The sequence below is a fragment of the Microbacterium sp. MYb64 genome (assembly GCF_002979495.1).
GTDB lineage: Bacteria > Actinomycetota > Actinomycetes > Actinomycetales > Microbacteriaceae > Microbacterium > Microbacterium azadirachtae_A.
Map to the genome: position 1 here is coordinate 109,641 of NZ_PCOW01000003.1, position 16,600 is coordinate 126,240.

The 16,600-nt window shown below is 70.1% G+C and carries 18 protein-coding genes; 17 read left to right on the top strand and 1 reads right to left on the bottom strand.

The annotated features are described in order from the left end of the window. Positions 1 to 22: 22 nt before the first annotated feature. The 14 genes from murF (at position 23) to CQ044_RS04480 (ending at position 14,017) form a co-directional block, all read left to right on the top strand. A complete protein-coding gene (gene murF / locus CQ044_RS04415; protein ID WP_105687145.1) occupies positions 23 to 1,435 on the top strand; it encodes a UDP-N-acetylmuramoyl-tripeptide--D-alanyl-D-alanine ligase in 1,413 nt (470 codons plus the stop codon). Continuing rightward, positions 1,432 to 2,547, top strand: coding sequence for a phospho-N-acetylmuramoyl-pentapeptide-transferase (mraY, locus tag CQ044_RS04420; protein ID WP_105687147.1), 1,116 nt, complete (start codon positions 1,432 to 1,434; stop codon positions 2,545 to 2,547). The genes murF and mraY overlap by 4 nt, the downstream gene beginning before the upstream one ends. After that, the gene (murD, locus tag CQ044_RS04425) at positions 2,544 to 4,100 is read left to right on the top strand and encodes a UDP-N-acetylmuramoyl-L-alanine--D-glutamate ligase (RefSeq protein WP_105687149.1); all 1,557 of its coding nucleotides are present in this window, start codon (positions 2,544 to 2,546) and stop codon (positions 4,098 to 4,100) included. Before mraY ends, murD begins: the two co-directional genes overlap by 4 nt. Next, positions 4,063 to 5,295 (top strand): FtsW/RodA/SpoVE family cell cycle protein, encoded by a 1,233-nt coding sequence (locus tag CQ044_RS04430; protein WP_105687150.1) that lies wholly within the window; start codon positions 4,063 to 4,065, stop codon positions 5,293 to 5,295. The genes murD and CQ044_RS04430 overlap by 38 nt, the downstream gene beginning before the upstream one ends. After that, positions 5,292 to 6,365, top strand: a complete 1,074-nt coding sequence (murG, locus tag CQ044_RS04435) for an undecaprenyldiphospho-muramoylpentapeptide beta-N-acetylglucosaminyltransferase (RefSeq protein ID WP_105687152.1) — start codon at positions 5,292 to 5,294, stop codon at positions 6,363 to 6,365. Before CQ044_RS04430 ends, murG begins: the two co-directional genes overlap by 4 nt. A gap of 69 nt (positions 6,366 to 6,434) precedes the next feature. Then, the gene (gene murC / locus CQ044_RS04440) at positions 6,435 to 7,835 is read left to right on the top strand and encodes a UDP-N-acetylmuramate--L-alanine ligase (protein ID WP_105687154.1); all 1,401 of its coding nucleotides are present in this window, start codon (positions 6,435 to 6,437) and stop codon (positions 7,833 to 7,835) included. 2 nt (positions 7,836 to 7,837) lie between these two features. Further along, the gene (locus CQ044_RS04445; RefSeq protein WP_258133161.1) at positions 7,838 to 8,866 is read left to right on the top strand and encodes an FtsQ-type POTRA domain-containing protein; all 1,029 of its coding nucleotides are present in this window, start codon (positions 7,838 to 7,840) and stop codon (positions 8,864 to 8,866) included. A 166-nt stretch (positions 8,867 to 9,032) separates the two neighbouring features. Beyond that, positions 9,033 to 10,196 carry a cell division protein FtsZ gene (gene ftsZ / locus CQ044_RS04450; RefSeq protein WP_105687155.1) on the top strand — a complete coding sequence of 388 codons (1,164 nt, stop codon included), beginning with the start codon at positions 9,033 to 9,035 and terminating at the stop codon, positions 10,194 to 10,196. Beyond that, positions 10,193 to 10,876 (top strand): YggS family pyridoxal phosphate-dependent enzyme, encoded by a 684-nt coding sequence (locus CQ044_RS04455; RefSeq protein WP_105687157.1) that lies wholly within the window; start codon positions 10,193 to 10,195, stop codon positions 10,874 to 10,876. Before ftsZ ends, CQ044_RS04455 begins: the two co-directional genes overlap by 4 nt. 39 nt (positions 10,877 to 10,915) lie before the next feature. Beyond that, entirely contained in the window at positions 10,916 to 11,416 is a 501-nt protein-coding gene (locus tag CQ044_RS04460) for a cell division protein SepF (RefSeq protein ID WP_045272477.1), read from the top strand. 3 nt (positions 11,417 to 11,419) lie between these two features. Continuing rightward, the gene (locus CQ044_RS04465) at positions 11,420 to 11,725 is read left to right on the top strand and encodes a YggT family protein (RefSeq protein ID WP_235281762.1); all 306 of its coding nucleotides are present in this window, start codon (positions 11,420 to 11,422) and stop codon (positions 11,723 to 11,725) included. Between the two features lie 136 nt (positions 11,726 to 11,861). Beyond that, positions 11,862 to 12,437, top strand: a complete 576-nt coding sequence (locus CQ044_RS04470) for a DivIVA domain-containing protein (RefSeq protein ID WP_045272478.1) — start codon at positions 11,862 to 11,864, stop codon at positions 12,435 to 12,437. Between the two features lie 9 nt (positions 12,438 to 12,446). Continuing rightward, a complete protein-coding gene (gene lspA / locus CQ044_RS04475; RefSeq protein ID WP_105687158.1) occupies positions 12,447 to 13,091 on the top strand; it encodes a signal peptidase II in 645 nt (214 codons plus the stop codon). Between the two features lie 2 nt (positions 13,092 to 13,093). Beyond that, a complete protein-coding gene (locus CQ044_RS04480; protein ID WP_105687160.1) occupies positions 13,094 to 14,017 on the top strand; it encodes an RluA family pseudouridine synthase in 924 nt (307 codons plus the stop codon). A gap of 24 nt (positions 14,018 to 14,041) precedes the next feature. On the opposite strand, the gene CQ044_RS04485 is transcribed toward CQ044_RS04480, so the two are convergent. Next, positions 14,042 to 14,641 (bottom strand): TetR/AcrR family transcriptional regulator, encoded by a 600-nt coding sequence (locus CQ044_RS04485; RefSeq protein ID WP_105687161.1) that lies wholly within the window; start codon positions 14,639 to 14,641, stop codon positions 14,042 to 14,044. Between the two features lie 118 nt (positions 14,642 to 14,759). Between CQ044_RS04485 and CQ044_RS04490 the strand changes: the two genes are divergently transcribed. From CQ044_RS04490 to CQ044_RS04500, 3 genes are read left to right on the top strand one after another with little or no spacing between them, the layout of a single operon-like run. Beyond that, positions 14,760 to 15,374: a DUF6230 family protein gene (locus CQ044_RS04490; RefSeq protein WP_105687163.1), complete on the top strand. Its 615-nt coding sequence runs from the start codon at positions 14,760 to 14,762 to the stop codon at positions 15,372 to 15,374. A gap of 14 nt (positions 15,375 to 15,388) precedes the next feature. After that, positions 15,389 to 15,832: a DUF6114 domain-containing protein gene (locus CQ044_RS04495; RefSeq protein ID WP_219844919.1), complete on the top strand. Its 444-nt coding sequence runs from the start codon at positions 15,389 to 15,391 to the stop codon at positions 15,830 to 15,832. Next, positions 15,829 to 16,557 (top strand): hypothetical protein, encoded by a 729-nt coding sequence (locus tag CQ044_RS04500; protein ID WP_105687165.1) that lies wholly within the window; start codon positions 15,829 to 15,831, stop codon positions 16,555 to 16,557. Before CQ044_RS04495 ends, CQ044_RS04500 begins: the two co-directional genes overlap by 4 nt. The last annotated feature ends 43 nt before the right edge of the window (positions 16,558 to 16,600 follow it).

Here is a 16,600-nt window from a genome sequence, read left to right on the forward strand (position 1 = left end):
GTCCACGGAGGATCCCATCCCCATGATCGCTCTGTCCCTCGCGGAGATCGCCGAGATCGTCGGCGGCGACCTGCGCCCCGCTGCAGGTCACGATCCCGCATCGATCGTGTCCGGTGTCGTCGACACCGACTCGCGGCAGATGACCCCCGGCGGCGTCTTCGTCGCCAAGCCCGGCGAGACCACCGACGGCCACCACTTCGTCGGCGCCGCGATCGAGAACGGCGCCGTGCTGGCGCTGGTCGAGCACCCCGTAGACGAGGCGATCTCGCAGATCGTCGTATCGGACGTCGTCGTCGCCATCGCTGACCTCGCCCGTGCCGTCGTCGCCCGCGTCCGCGCGGCCGGCGACCTGCGGATCGTCGGCATCACCGGGTCGAACGGCAAGACGACCACCAAGAACTTCCTCGCCCGGATCCTGCAGGACGAGGGCGAGACGATCGCGCCGATCGCCTCCTACAACAACGAGGTCGGCGCGCCGCTCACGATGCTGCGGATCACCGACACCACCCGCTTCCTGGTGTGCGAGTTCGGCGCGAGCGCGCCGGGCGAGATCGCGCGCCTCGCGGGACTCGTGCACCCCGACATCGCGGTCGAGCTCATGGTCGGGCTCGCGCACGCCGGCGGCTTCGGGGGCATCGAGGAGACCGCTCGCGCCAAGGCGGAGCTCATCGCGGCGGCGGCCCCCGGCGGGACCGCCGTGCTGAACCTCGACGACCCGCGCGTGGCGGGCATGGCGCCGCTCGCCGAGGAGCAGGGGCTGCGCATCGTCGGCTTCGGTCAGGGACCCGCCGCCGCCGTGCGCGCGGCCGGCATCGACGTCACCGCATCCGGCACGTCGTGCATCGTGCACGTCGACGCCCAGGAGCTGCCGCTGCGGCTGCAGGTCCTCGGCGCGCACCACGTCAACAACGCCCTCGCCGCGATCGCCGCGGCACGCGCGCTCGGCGTCGCCCCGGAGGACGCCATCGCGCGCCTGGAGACGGTGCAGCTCGCCGAGCGCTGGCGCATGCAGCCCATGGGCGGTGCCGAGGTGCGCATCATCAACGACGCGTACAACGCGAGCCCCGACTCCATGGCCGCCGCGCTCCGCACGCTGGCGCAGATCACCGGCCCCGACGAGCGCACCGTCGCCGTGCTGGGCGCGATGAGCGAGCTCGGCGAGACCGCCGGCGATGAGCACGACCGGATCGGCCTGCTCGCCGTGCGCCTGAACATCCAGCGCATCGTGGTCGTCGGCGCCGACGCGCGCCGGCTCTTCCTCGCGGCGGTGGGCGAGGGGTCGTGGGACGGCGAGGCCGTGCACCTCGCCGACGCCGACGCCGCCTTCGAGTACCTCCAGGGCGAACTGCGTCCAGGAGACCGCGTGCTCGTCAAGTCGTCCAACTCCGCCGGACTCCGTTTCCTCGGCGATCGTCTGGGAGAATCGTTCTCGTGAGATCTCTGCTTACCTCCGCCGCGATCTCCCTCGCGTTCACGCTCCTGCTGACCCCGGTCTTCCTCCGGCTGTTCCGGAAGTGGGGCTGGGGGCAGGTCATCCGCACCCCGGAATCGATCAGCAACCCCAGCCACCAGGCCAAGCGCGGCACGCCCACCATGGGCGGCGTGATCTTCATCCTCGGCACCGTCGTCGGATACATGGTCGGCACCTTCACCGGCGGGAGCTATCCCACGGTCTCGGGCCTGCTGGTGATCTGGCTCATGCTGGGCTTCGGCGCGGTCGGGTTCATCGACGACTACATGAAGCTGCGCCAGCGCAACAGCCTCGGACTCTCGGGCTGGCGCAAGATCCTCGGACAGGTGCTCGTCATGGTGCCGTTCGGCATCGTGGCGCTGACGGTGCGCAGCGCCTCCGGCAACACCCCGGCCAGCGCGTTCGTCTCGCTCTTCCGCGACATCCCTGTGCTGTGGCTGTTCGCGCTCGGCCCGATCGTCGGCTGGCTGCTCTACCTGCTCTGGATCTCGGTGATCGGCATCGCCACCTCCAACAGCGTGAACCTCACGGACGGCCTGGACGGCCTGGCCGCCGGCTGCGCGGTGTTCGTGATCGGCGCCTACAGCCTCATCTCGTTCTGGCAGTTCAAGCAGTCCTGCGCCGCGGAATCGCTCTCGCCGTCGTCCCTGAACGGCTGCTACGACGTCGCGCACCCGTTCGACCTCGCCGTCATCTCCGCGTCGTTCGTCGGCGCGCTGATCGGGTTCCTCTGGTGGAACGCGCCCAAGGCGAAGGTGTTCATGGGCGATGTCGGATCCATGTCGATCGGCGGTGTGATCGCCGCGCTCGCGATCCTGACCCGCACCGAGCTGCTGCTCCTGCTGCTGGCCGGCGTCTTCATCATCGCCTCGGGTTCCGTGATCGTGCAGCTGGCCTACTTCAAGCTCACCCGCGGCAAGCGGCTGTTCCTGCAGAGCCCGTTCCATCACCACCTCGAGATGCGCGGGTGGCCCGAGGCCACGATCGTGGTGCGCATGTGGATCATCGCCGGGCTGCTGTCCGTGTCCGCCTTCGGCCTGTTCTACGTCGAGTGGCTGAGGCTGACCAGCTCATGACCCGTGATCTCGACGCCCTGACCAGCTGGCACGCCGACTGGCGGGGACTGCGGGTCGCCGTGCTCGGGCTGTCCGTGACCGGTTTCTCGGTCGCCGACACGCTGACCGAGCTCGGCGCCGAGGTGCTCGTGCTCTCCGAGAGCGCCACCGAGGAGTACGAGCGGCTGGTGCCGCTGATCGGGGCCCGGCTGTGGATCGGCGATCTCGGATCCGTTCCGGAGCCGCTCGTCGAGTTCGCACCGGAGATCGTCATCGCCTCGCCCGGATTCGCGCCGGCCCATCCCGTGATCGCGTGGGTCCGCACGCAGCGGATCGCCCTGTGGGGCGACATCGAGCTGGCCTGGCGCGTGCGGGACAAGGTCCTCCGCGACGATGGCACCCCGGCCGAGTGGGTGCTGATCACCGGCACCAACGGCAAGACCACGACGACCCAGCTCACCGCGACCATGCTCGTCGCCGGCGGGCTGCGCGCGGCGCCGTGCGGCAACATCGGCGTGCCCGTCCTCGACGCGGTGCGCGACCCCGGCGGCTTCGACGTGCTCGTGGTCGAGCTGTCCAGTCACCAGCTCTGGTACCTCGGGCTCTCGGATCCCGCCGGTCAGCCGGTGCCGTGGGCGGCCACGTGCCTCAATCTCGCCGACGACCACCTCGTCTGGCACGGCAGCGCGGAGGCGTATCGCGAGGCGAAGGCCCTGGTCTATCGCAATACGCGGGCGGCCTGCGTCTACAACAAGGCGGACGAGGCCACGCAGCGCATGGTCGAGGACGCGGACGTGATCGAAGGCGCCCGCGCGATCGGATTCGGGCTCGGCATCCCGGGCCCGAGCGATCTGGGCGTCGTCGAGGGGATCCTGGCCGACCGCGCCTTCCTCGACGATCGGCGCGACAGCGCGCTCGAACTCACGACCGTGGCCGACCTCGCCGCGCACGGCCTGAACGCCCCGCACATCGTGCAGAACATCCTCGCCGCCGCTGCCCTCAGCCGCTCGCTCGGGACCGAGCCCGCGGCGATCAAGACGGCGCTGGACGGCTTCCGCCTCGACGCGCACCGGATCGAGGTCATCGCCCGGGCGGGTGGGATCACCTGGGTGGACGACTCCAAGGCGACGAACCCGCACGCGGCGCAGTCGTCGCTGCAGGCGTTCCCCGGCGCGATCTGGATCGTCGGGGGGGATCTGAAGGGCGTCGACCTGACGGATCTCGTCGCGGGCGCCGGAGCGACCGCGCGCGCCGCGGTGGTGATCGGCGTCGACCGCGATCATGTGCTCGAGGCGTTCGCGCGACACGCGCCGGCGGTGCAGGTCCTCGAGGTCGTCCCCGGCGACACTGAAGGGGTCATGACCCGCGTCGTGGAACTGGCCGCGGGCATCGCCCAAGAGGGGGACACCGTGCTCCTCGCTCCTGCGGCGGCGTCCTTCGACCAGTTCGCGAGCTACGCGGATCGCGGCCACCGCTTCGCCGAGGCGGTGCGGCAGTGGATCGATCAGGGACGGTCGAGCGATCAGGGGAGCACGGATGACGCAGGTGGCACCACGCCGGACGCCGGCGCCTGAGCCCCGCGTCGACGGACTCGCCGCCCGGGTGCGACTGGGGCGCGTCTTCCGTCCGATGTCCACCGAGTTCGCACTGATCGCCTCGACGTCGCTGCTGCTCACCGTGTTCGGCCTGGTGATGATCCTCTCGGCCTCCAGCGCGAACGCCGTGGACCAGGGACAGGGTCCGTTCTCGATCGTTCTGACGCAGGCGCTCGTGGCTGCGATCGGCGTGCCGCTGATGTTCCTGATGAGTCGCTTCCCCGTGCAGTTCTGGAAGCGCACCGCGTGGCTCGTGCTGATCCTCGCCGTGGGTCTGCAGATGCTCGTCTACACGCCTCTCGGCTACGAGAACGACGGCAACACGAACTGGCTCAAGATCGGCAGCCAGGTGATCCAGCCCTCCGAGTTCATCAAGCTCGCCCTCGCGGTGTGGGCCGGGTTCATCCTCTGGCGCAAGCAGGAGCTCCTGGGCCGCTGGAAGCACGTGTTCATCCCGCTGATCCCCGTCGGCTTCCTCGCGATCGCGGCCGTTCTGGGCGGCAAGGACCTCGGCACGTCGATGATCCTGTTCCTGATCATCCTCGGCGCGCTCTTCTTCTCCGGCGTGCGGCTGCGGATCTTCATCCTGCCGCTGCTCATCTCGGTGGTCGCGGTGCTCGGCTTCGCTTTCGCCGACGAGCGCCGTCGGTCGCTGATCCTCGGCGTCTTCGACCACTCGAACGACACCAGCTGCTATCTGACGACGTGCTACCAGCAGGTGCACGCGATCTGGGGCATGGCGAACGGCGGCATCTTCGGTGTGGGCCTCGGCAACTCGCGCGAGAAGTACGGCTGGCTCCCCGCCGCGTCCAACGACTACATCTTCGCGATCGTGGGGGAGGAGCTGGGCCTGATCGGCTGCGGGCTCGTGCTCGCCCTGTTCGTGCTGTTCGCGGTCGCCGTGTTCCGCATGATCCGCCGCACGAACGACCTGTTCGTCCGCATCACCGCTGGCGGCATCGTGGTCTGGATCCTCTCGCAGGCGCTCATCAACATCGGCGTCGTGCTGCGGATCTTCCCGGTCCTTGGCGTGCCACTGCCGTTCATGTCGCAGGGCGGCACCTCGCTGCTGTCGGTATTGCTCGGCTGCGGGGTGCTCCTCTCCTTCGCGCGCACGCTGCCCGCGCCCGCGCAGAGCCTGCCCGCAGGCCGGTCGGGTAGCCTCGGGAAGTGACCACGTATCTTCTGGCCGGCGGTGGAACCGCCGGCCATGTCAATCCGCTGCTCGCCGTCGCCGACGGCCTGCGCGCCCGCGACTCCGAGACGGGAGTCCTCGTGCTCGGCACGCGCGAGGGCCTCGAGGCGCGACTCGTGCCGCAGCGCGGCTATGAGCTGCTCACGGTCGACAAGGTGCCGTTCCCGCGCCGCCCGAACGGCGCAGCCCTCGCGTTCCCCGTGCGGTTCTCGCGCGCGGTGAAGCAGGTGCGCTCGTACATCCGCGAGCACGGCGTGGACGCGGTGATCGGCTTCGGCGGCTACGCCTCGGCTCCGGCCTATGTGGCCGCCCGTCGCGAGCGCGTGCCGTTCGTGGTGCACGAGGCCAACGCCCGTCCCGGCATGGCGAACGTGCTGGGCGCCCGCACTGCGGCGGCGGTCGGCGTCGCATTCCCCGGCACGCCCCTGCGCGGCGGCGAGGTCGTCGGGATGCCGCTGCGACGGGAGATCGTGGAGCTGGATCGTGCGGCCCTCCGTGCCGAGGCGGCGGCGGAGTTCGGCCTGGACCCCGAGCGACCCGTTCTGCTGGTGTTCGGCGGCTCCCTCGGCGCGCAGCGCCTGAACGAGGCGATCGCCGGCTCCTGGCAGGACATCCTGGACGCGGGGTGGCAGATCCTGCATGCGACCGGCGACCGCTCCGACATGCCCGATCCCGGTGCTTCCGGCTACGCCCTGCGCCGCTACCTGGACCGGATGGATCTCGCCTTCGCCCTGGCTGACCTGATCCTCTCCCGTTCGGGATCGGCGACGGTGAGCGAGATCAGCGCACTCGGCATCCCGGCGATCTACGTGCCCTACGCCGTCGGGAACGGCGAGCAGCGGCTGAACGCCGCGGCCGCGATCGACGCGGGCGCCGCCGTGCTGATCGAGGACGGGCAGCTCACCCCGGAGCGCGTGAGGGAAGAGGTGGTCCCGCTGCTGGGCGACGCCGCCCGCCGCGACGCGATGCGACAGGCGGCCGAGCGCGTCGGATCGCGCACCGGAACCGAGGATCTCATCGCCCTCGCCGATCGCGCACTCGCGCGCTGAGCGCCCCGCAGCCCTGACCCGGCGAGCCGGGCCCCAGGCCTCCTCGCCCCGACTTAGGATGATTCAGCCATGATCAGACCCGACCTCTCCCTGCCGATTCCGGACGACATCACCGCCGCGCACTTCATCGGCATCGGCGGCTCCGGCATGTCGGGCCTCGCCCGCATGTTCCTCGACGCGGGCATCCGCGTGTCCGGGAGCGATCGCGCGGACAGCGCCAATCTCCAGGCTCTGGCGGCTCTCGGCGCCGATGTGCACGTGGGCCATGACGCGGCGAACCTGGGCGATGCGGACACGGTCGTGCACACGGGCGCGATCTGGCCGGAGAACCCCGAGTTCCTGCTCGCCAAGGAGCGCGGTCTGCATGTGATCCACCGATCGCAGGCACTGCACTGGCTGATCCGCGGACGGCGCCTCGTGTCGGTGGCCGGCGCGCACGGCAAGACCAGCTCGACCGGCATGATCGTCACCGCCCTTCAGGAACTCGGCGCCGACCCGAACTTCGTCAACGGCGGCGTGATCGAGCAGCTGGGCGCCTCCAGCTCCTCCGGCGCGGACGACCTCTTCGTGATCGAGGCCGACGAGTCCGACGGCACGTTCCTGCTCTACGACACCTCGGTCGCGCTGATCACGAACGTCGACCCCGATCACCTGGACCACTACGGATCCGACGAGGCCTTCCACGACGCCTTCGTGACGTTCGCGAACGCCGCGAGCGAGGCCGTCGTGATCTCGAGCGACGATCCCGGCGCGCTGCGCGTGCGGGCGGGGATCACTCATCCGAACGTGATCTCATTCGGCCTCGCGGAAGACGCGGATCTGAGGATCACCGACATCGTCACGGACGGCCCTGTCGCCGCGACCCTGACCATGCACGGGGCTTCCGCCCGCATGCAGCTCGCGGTCCCCGGCGTGCACAACGCGATCAACGCGGCCGGCGCGGTCGCCGTGCTCACGACGCTCGGCTACGCGCTGGCCGACGCCGCCCGCGCGATGGAGGGCTTCGCGGGCACGGTCCGCCGCCTCGAACTGCACGGCAGCGCACGCGGGGTGAGCGTCTACGACGACTACTCGCACCACCCGACCGAGGTCCGCGCCGCCCTGGAGGCCATGCGCACGATCGTGGGAGAGGGCCGGATCATCGCGATCCAGCAGCCGCACACGTATTCGCGCACGCAGCACATGTACCGCGAGTTCGCCGAGGTGCTCGAGACCTACGCCGATCACACCGTCATGCTCGACGTCTACGGGGCGCGCGAGGATCCGGTGCCAGGAGTCACCGGCGAGCTGGTCAGCGGCGCGTTCGCGGACCCGCACCACGTGCACTACGTCGCGGACTGGCAGCAGGCGGCCGACTACACCGCATCCGTGGCGCGCGACGGCGACTACGTGATCACGCTCGGCTGCGGCAACGTCTACCAGATCATCCCGCAGGTGCTGGGCGCCCTGCGCACCACCGCCGAGGGCTGACCGTGCGCCGGCCGTCCGCGATCCCCTCTCCCGCGCCTCCGGTCGAGCCGGAGCGTCCGGCCGGGGCGCCGCTGTTCGACGGCGCGCGGAGAGGGACGGCGGGCTTCGGCATCGACGCCTCCGCGGGGCCCCATGCGGACGCGATCCCGGCCGTGCCGGATGACGCGAACACCACCGTGCCGATCCTGCTCGACCGCGGGGCCTCCGCCGTCCCCTCGACCGCGCGGGAGCGTGCGGAGGAGGCGGATCCGACGGCAGCGCAGGACGACGTGCCGCTGACCGCGCGCGACCTCTGGCACGCGACCAGGGCGCGCCGGAAGGCGCTGCGCACCGAGATCCGCCGCTTCACCCAGCGCTCCCGGCGCCGGAGGACCGGCTGGATCGTGGGAGCGGCCCTCGCCCTGCTCGTCGTGGGTGGCAGTATCGGCGCGGCGTACAGCCCGCTGTTCGCGGTGGAGACCGTCACGGTCGAGGGGACGAGTGCGCTCAAGGCCGCCGACGTGCAGAAGGCGCTGTCGGGGCAGGTCGGCAGGCCGCTGGCGCTCGTGGACTCCAGCGCCGTCAAGGCCGCGCTCGTCGCGTTCCCCCTGATCGAGACCTACCGCCTGGAGGCCCACCCTCCGCACGACCTCGTGGTGCGGATCGTGGAGCGCACGCCGGTCGGCGTCCTCCAAGCCGATGACGGTCGGTTCACGGTCGTCGACGCCGCAGGAGTCGTCCTCTCGACCGCGGAGGCGCGGCCCGCCGGTTACGCCCTGATCGACGTCGCCGGCGGCACAGGGTCCAAGGCGTTCGCCGCGGTGGGCACAGCCCTCCGCTCGCTGCCCGCCGAGCTGCGCGGCCAGGTCGACGGCGCCACCGCGTCGACCCCCGACGACATCGTGCTGAAGCTGTCCGGCGGCGCTCAGGTGGTGTGGGGGAGCGCGGAGCAGTCGGCGCTCAAGACCCGCTCCCTGCAGGCGCTGATGAAGGCGAGTCCGGGCGCGGCGTCGTACGACGTGTCCTCGCCGGGCGTCGGAATCGTTGGCTGAGCACGAATATCCGAAACGATCGCGCCCAGGTGCGTGTCGCTTGGCTTCTGCGCGCCGTGCGCCGCTTACCTTCGATCCAGGAGAAAGCAATACCGGGAAATACTTTAACCTTCTGCTTGAGGTTTAAGGTTGCCGGCTCGGGGCTCGAAATACATCGGAGGACGGGATGAGCCAGAACCAGAACTACCTTGCCGTGATCAAGGTCGTCGGTGTCGGCGGTGGCGGCGTCAACGCCGTCAATCGCATGATCGATCTCGGCCTTCGCGGCGTCGAGTTCATCGCGATCAACACCGATGCGCAGGCGCTGCTGATGAGCGACGCGGACGTCAAGCTCGACGTCGGACGCGACCTCACCCGCGGGCTCGGCGCAGGCGCCGACCCCGAAGTCGGACGCCGTGCCGCAGAGGACCACGCGGAGGAGATCGAGCAGGCGCTGACCGGCGCCGACATGGTCTTCGTTACCGCGGGCGAGGGCGGAGGAACCGGCACCGGCGGTGCGCCGATCGTGGCGCGCATCGCCAAGTCGATCGGCGCCCTGACCATCGGCGTCGTGACCAAGCCCTTCTCGTTCGAGGGCCGCCGTCGGCAGAGCCAGGCCGATGCCGGCGTGGCGAAGCTGAAGGAAGAGGTCGACACCCTCATCGTGGTGCCGAACGACCGTCTTCTCGAGATCAGCGACCGCGGCATCTCGATGATCGAGGCTTTTGCGACCGCCGATCAGGTGCTGCTCGCCGGTGTGCAGGGCATCACCGATCTGATCACCACGCCGGGTCTCATCAACCTCGACTTCAACGACGTCAAGTCGGTCATGCAGGGGGCTGGATCCGCGCTCATGGGCATCGGCTCCGCCCGCGGTGCCGACCGTGCGATCAAGGCGGCCGAGCTCGCGGTCGAATCGCCCCTTCTCGAGGCGTCGATCGAGGGCGCGCACGGCGTGCTGCTGTCGATCCAGGGCGGGTCGAACCTCGGCATCTTCGAGATCCACGATGCGGCAGACCTGGTCAAGGAAGCTGCGCACCCCGAGGCCAACATCATCTTCGGAACGGTCATCGACGACACCCTCGGCGACGAGGTGCGCGTCACGGTGATCGCCGCGGGCTTCGACAGCGGTGAGCCCACGCTGCGCCTCGACCCGCAGATCTTCTCGCGCACGACGACCCCTGCAGTCGCCGAGAAGCCCGCCGTCGAGGAGCGCGAGGACTCGGCCCAGGCCGAGGAGGCGCCGCGCGAGACCGCTCCGGTGACCGTGCCCTCGATCCCGCCCGTGCACACCAGCATCGAGCCGGCGTTCGATGAGAGCGATCTCGACATCCCCGAGTTCCTGAAGTGACCGCGGTCGCCGAGCGGCTGTCCGCGATCGATGCAGCGATCGCGGACGCCGCGCGGCGCGCGGGACGGGATCCCGCGGAGATCACGCGCATCGTCGTGACCAAGTTCCACCCCGCCGCACTCGTGAGCGAGCTGTACGGCCTCGGCGTCCGCGAGGTGGGGGAGAACCGGCAGCAGGAGCTCTCCGCGAAGGCTGAGGCCCTCGCGGAGCTGGACGACCTGCGGTGGCACTTCATCGGGCAGGCTCAGACCAACAAGGCCGGCGCGATCCGTCGCGCGGCGCAGGCCGTGCACTCGGTGGATCGTCTGCGCATCGCCGAGGCGCTCGACCGGGCCGCGACCGACGACCTGCTGCTCGACGTCCTGCTGCAGATCAACCTCACCGACGACCCGGGCCGCGGGGGCGTCGCGCCGACGGAGCTCGAGCGGCTCGCCGAACAGGTGCTCGCGCTGCCCACGCTGCGACTGCGCGGCGTGATGGCCGTCGCGCCCCTCGACGAGGACCCGGCCGCCGCGTTCGCCCGCGTCCAGGAGTCCGCGCAGCGTCTGCGCGCGGTCGCGCCGGGTGCCGATTGGATCTCGGCCGGGATGACCGGCGATTTCGCCGAGGCGATCGCGGCAGGCGCGACACACCTACGCATCGGCTCCGCAATCACGGGGCCACGACCCGCACAGGGTTAGCCTCGAAACAGAACCACCCCTACACGTTCGGAGGACACGATGGGGAACCCGCTGAAGAAGACCATGGTCTACCTCGGCCTCGCCGATGAGGAAGAGGTCTACGAGGAGCAGGCTCCGGCCGCGCAGAGCGCCCGCCAGGAGCAGATCCGCCACGAGCCCGTCCGCCGTGACGAGGTGCGTCGTGAGCGCGAGGAGGCGAAGCCGGCTCCTGTGACGCCGCTGCGCCGTCCGACCGCCGTGCGCCAGCCGTCCGTCGGCGCCGTGAACGAGATCCTCACGGTGCACCCGAAGCAGTACCGCGATGCTCAGGTCATCGCCGAGAGCTTCCGCGACGGGATCCCGGTGATCATCAACCTCTCGCAGATGAGCGACGCCGACGCGCGCCGCCTGATCGACTTCGCGAGCGGGCTCTCGCTCGGCCTGTACGGGCGCATCGAGCGCGTGACGAGCAAGGTCTTCCTGCTGTCGCCGGAGAGCATCGCGGTGTCGGGACAGGGCGGGATGGCCGGGGGCGACGAGCCCGCGCTCGCGCACTCCTGACGCGTGGTGGTGCCGGCCGCGGTCTCGACGATCGCAGCGATTCTCAACATCCTGCTCCTGCTGTACCTGCTCACGCTGTTCGCACGGTTGATCCTGGAGTACATCCCCATCTTCAACCGCTCATGGCGCCCGCGCGGTGCGGGCCTGATCGTCGCCGAGATCGTCTACACGCTCACGGATCCGCCGATCCGACTGTTCCGACGCCTCATTCCTCCGTTGAGGATCGGACCCGTCGCGCTCGACCTGGGCTTCACGCTCACCATGATCATCGTGCTCATCCTGATGTCGATCACCCGATACTTCATCTAGGGCGCGTCGCCGCGCCCGCCCGCGCGCGCCTTCGCGGCGCCGCGATCGGAAGGCTATGCTTTTCTGAAGGTGCACGCCGAGGGGCAGGCGCCATTTCCACCCGGCCACCGAGAACTCATCGAAAGAGGAGCCACCCATGGCACTGACCCCGGATGACGTCGTCACCAAGCAGTTCCAGCACGTCCGTTTCAAGGACGGCTTCGACCCGGACGAGGTCGACGACTTCCTCGACGAGGTCGTGCTCGAGTGGCGTAAGGCCCTCGACGAGAACGCCGAGCTGAAGGCGAAGCTGGCCGCCTACGAGTCCGGCGAGAAGGCCGCTCCCGCGGCCGAGGCTCCGGTCGCCGCGGCGCCCGCGCCCGTCGCCGCCCCGGTCGCCGAGACCGGTGCGCCGGCCGCTGCGACCGCAGGCATCATCGAGCTCGCGCAGCGTCTGCACGACGAGCACGTCGCAGAGGGCAAGTCCCAGCGCGACCAGCTCATCGCGGACGCGAAGGCCCAGGCGTCGAAGATCCTCGCCGACGCCGAGCAGAAGCAGCGCGAGGAGACCTCGCGTCTCGAGCGCGAGCGCAACGTGCTCGAGGGCAAGATCACCGAGCTGCACGACTTCGAGCGCACGTACCGCACGCAGCTGCGCAGCTACATCGAGGGTCAGCTCCGCGACCTCGACGAGAAGGGCGGCCCCAACGGGGACGCCTCCTCCGCGCAGTAAGGGGCCCCGTTGACCCGGCGTCAACCGCTTCACGGTTCGGCGGCCGGCGCGATCATTGCGATCCTCGCAGTGCTCGTGCTGGCCGCCGACCAGTTTGTGAAGTACCTCACCATCACCCATCTGCCCCAGGAGCAGGTCGTTCCCGTTCTCGGGGGCTTCCTGCAGCTCTTCTACATCCGCAATTCCGGGGCGGCGTTCTCGATCGGCGCGGGCTACACGTGGGTCTTCACGATCGCGCTGGCCGTCGTCGCGTGCGTGATCGTGTGGAAGGCGTTCTCCGTGCGCGCGCGGCTGTGGGCCGTCGTGCTCGGAGCACTGCTGGGCGGTGTGCTCGGGAACCTCACCGACCGGATCCTCCGCGAACCGGGATTCGGCGTCGGGCACGTCGTCGACATGATCTCCATGCCGTGGATGCTGCCGGCGATCTTCAACGTCGCGGACATCTTCATCGTCTGCGGCATGATCTCGATCGCACTGCTGATCATCGTGGGGCTCCGCCTCGACGGCACCCGTGAGCGGGACCACAAGGACGAGCCGGCGGAAGACGCCGAGTCCGCAGCCGCTGTCGCCGACGGCATCCCTGCCGACGAGGCGGCACCCGGCCCGGATCCGAAGCACACTGCGCGGCGCGACCGCGCCGGATCCGAGGACTGACCGTGGAATCCCGTTCCCTTCCCGTCCCGGACGGATTGGACGGAGTCAGGGTCGATGCCGCGCTCGCGAAGATGCTCGGCTTCTCGCGTACCTTCGCGGCGGAGGTCGCCGAAGCCGGGGGAGTGACGCTCGACGGCACCGTGCTGGGAAAGTCGGACAAGCTGCGCGCCGGCGGCTGGCTCGATATCGAGTGGGCGCCGAAGCAGGCGCCGCGGATCGAGCCGATCGCCGTGCCCGACCTCGGCATCGTCTACGACGACGACGACATCGTGGTGGTCGACAAGCCCACCGGCGTCGCCGCGCATCCGTCCATGGGCTGGGAGGGGCCGACGGTGGTCGGTGGCCTGGCCGCCGCAGGATTCCGGATCGCCACGAGCGGCGCGCCGGAGCGTCAGGGCGTCGTGCACCGACTCGACGTGGGAACCAGCGGCCTCATGGTGGTCGCGAAGTCCGAGGCCGCGTACTCGGAGCTCAAGCGCGCCTTCAAGGAGCGCACGGTCGAGAAGATCTACCACGCGGTCGTGCAGGGGCACCCCGACCCGCTCGCCGGCACGATCGACGCGCCGATCGGACGGCACCCGAACCACTCCTGGAAGTTCGCGGTGATCCCCGACGGCAAGCCCTCGGTCACCCACTACGAGACGCTCGAGGCCTTCCCCGGCGCATCGCTCCTGGAGATCCATCTCGAGACCGGTCGGACGCATCAGATCCGCGTGCACATGGCCGCCCACCGGCACCCGTGCGTGGGGGATCCGCTGTACGGCGCCGATCCGACGATGTCGGCGCGTCTCGGGCTGACGAGACAGTGGCTGCACGCGCACCGGCTGGGCTTCGCCCATCCGACCACCGGCGCATGGGTTCAGACCGAATCGCCGTACCCCGCCGACTTCCAGCACGCGCTCGACGTGCTCCGCGGCGAGGACTGAGCCCCGTCTCCGAGGCCGCGGGCCTCAGAGGGGCAGCTCGCCCGTTGCGGACACCACGCCGTCGAGCGTCGCCTCCAGGAACCGGACGACGACCTCTGGATCCTCATCGCGGTCGATCACCAGGCTGATCAGGGTCTCCTCGGTGAAGGAAACCCAGGAGCGCAGGGCGATGCGCAGGGCAGGCGTGTCCGGCGTGCCGAGCTCGGTGAAGGCGTCGAGCAGCCGCTCCGCGTTGAGGTCGCGAGACTCGTCGACCACCCGCCGGACGGCGGGGTCGCCGCTCGCGATGCCTCGTACGAGCGAGTGGAACGTGCCCTGGTGCTGGCTCACGAACTCCGTGATGCGCAGGAGCGTGTCGCGGATGCGTGCGCGCGGCTCCAGTTCGTCGCGGGGCTCTGAGGCGAGCAGCAGGCTGTCCCTGGCCATGGTGACGACCGCGAGGTGCATGCCCTGGCGGGTGTCGAAGTAGTGGAACAGCAGCGGGCGGGACACGCCGGCGCGCTGAGCGAGCACATCCATGGTGAGCTCGTCCAGGGAATGCTCGGCGAGGAAGTTCACCCCGGTCGCGATGAGCTGCGCACGACGCTCCTCCGGTGTCAGTCGGACGCGTCGCAGGTCGGGCATGCCCCGAGCCTAGTGGGAGGAGAGCGCTGACCGTGTCCGGTATTGACTCTGAGTCAACGGGCAATATACTCGACCAGGTGAGCGCCGCCATCGCAGCCGGCGCGCTGGAGGAGGATCGATGAAGTTCCCGAAGTCCGACCGTGTCCGCAAGCTCGGCTCGTCCCACGCCGGCCGCATCGCCCTCGTGGCGATCCCCGCAGGCGTCGTCGCCGCAGCGCTGATGGGCGGAGTCGCCCAGGGAGCCGTGCCCGTCTCGTTCGCCGTGTCGGGGAGCCAGTTCCAGATCGGCGCCTCCCAGCTGGAGGGCAGCGGCTTCTCGCAGTACGCCGGCGTCGCGAAGGACACGGAGGGCAAGGAGCACACCGTCGCCATCGCGAACATCAAGAGCGCGACGCTCACCGACCTCTGCCAGTCGGTCATCACCGACACGCCGCTCGGCAAGGTCGGCGTGCTCATCAAGGCGGGAGGCAACGGCAACCCGGCGTCGGCCAGCGATCTGCAGATCGGCATGACCGGGCTCAAGGGCGACGCGTCGTTCGGCGCGATCCGCATCGGCGTGGACGCCTCGACCGTCAACACCGACGCCAAGGGCTCCGCGGGCGACTTCGCCCAGGATGCCGACACCGTCTCGATCAAGAACCTGCAGCAGACGGCCTGGAGCACCCAGGCCTCGGTGTTCACCCTCACGGGCATGACGCTGGAGCTGACGGACGGTTCGCAGGGATGCTTCTGAACGACGGGGCTGCGATGACCGACGACGCGAGCACTCGCGGATCCGCACGGCGCGTTCCGCGAGACGCAGATGCGCCTGTGCGGGGATTCCGGCATTGGCGGCGGCAGCGGCCGTTGGTCGGCGGTCTGCTCGTGGCACTCGGCGGCATCGAGATGTTCTTCTCCGGGCAGCTCGACATCGGACATCTGCACGTGCAGCTGGGGATCGAGGGCCTGCAGGCGACGATCATCCCGATCGCGCTGCTGCTGCTAGGGATCCTCGCCGTCACGATGCCCGCGCACCATGTCTTCTACGGGATCCTCGCGCTGGTCGTAGCGATCTATTCGCTGATCGGCGTGAACCTCGGCGGGTTCATCATCGGGATGCTCCTCGCCGGCACCGGGGCGGTGCTCGTGGTCGCCTGGATGGGACCGCGCGACCCCGCGCCCGTCGACGGAGCCGAGGAGGCGGCGTCGTGACGCCGCAGCGCCGGCCCGGCGCCGCGCTCCTGGCCGCGCTCGCCCTCGTGGCGCCGATGACCCTCGGCGCCGCCGTGGCCCCGGCGGCGCAGCCGACAGGACTGTGCATCCCGCTGCTCTGGTGCCCTTCTCCGAGTCCGACGCCGACGACGCCCCCGCCGAAGTCGGGGACGCCAGGTCCCACGGTCCCGGGGCTGCCTGCGGTGCCCGGCGCGCCGTCGACGCCCGGGGCGACGACTCCGACGACTCCGGGAGATCCTGCGCCGACGCCCGCGCCGACCCCGGTCGCCGCGACGAGGGACGAGAGCGCGCCCGTCTTCACGAAGATCCCGGCCTCGATGGGGTCGCAGGGCCTGTCCTTCACCGGCTTGAGCGGCATCTCGATCGTCGATGTGCCGACCATCGACGGCAGCACGATCCGCGCCCTCAAGATCTCGGCCGACTCGATCACGATCTCGGGGTTCTCGCTCACCGTCCGCCCGCCGGACAAGGCAGGACTCGTGACGAACGCCGACACCATGACCCTCACCGGGCACGTGAGCGTGTACCTCGGGTCGGTCACCGCGACCACGCAGGACGGCCGTGCGCTGACCCTGGGAACCGACACGCCCCCGCCGCTGGATGATGTCAAGCCGGGCCTGCTGCGCGTCACGATGGGTCTCGTCGGCACGATCGCCGACTCGATCACCTACACGAACACGGATCAGCGCATCGTCGAGCCCTGAGCCCGTTCCGCACCCGCGCGGATGTCCGACCGCCGGGGCAGGA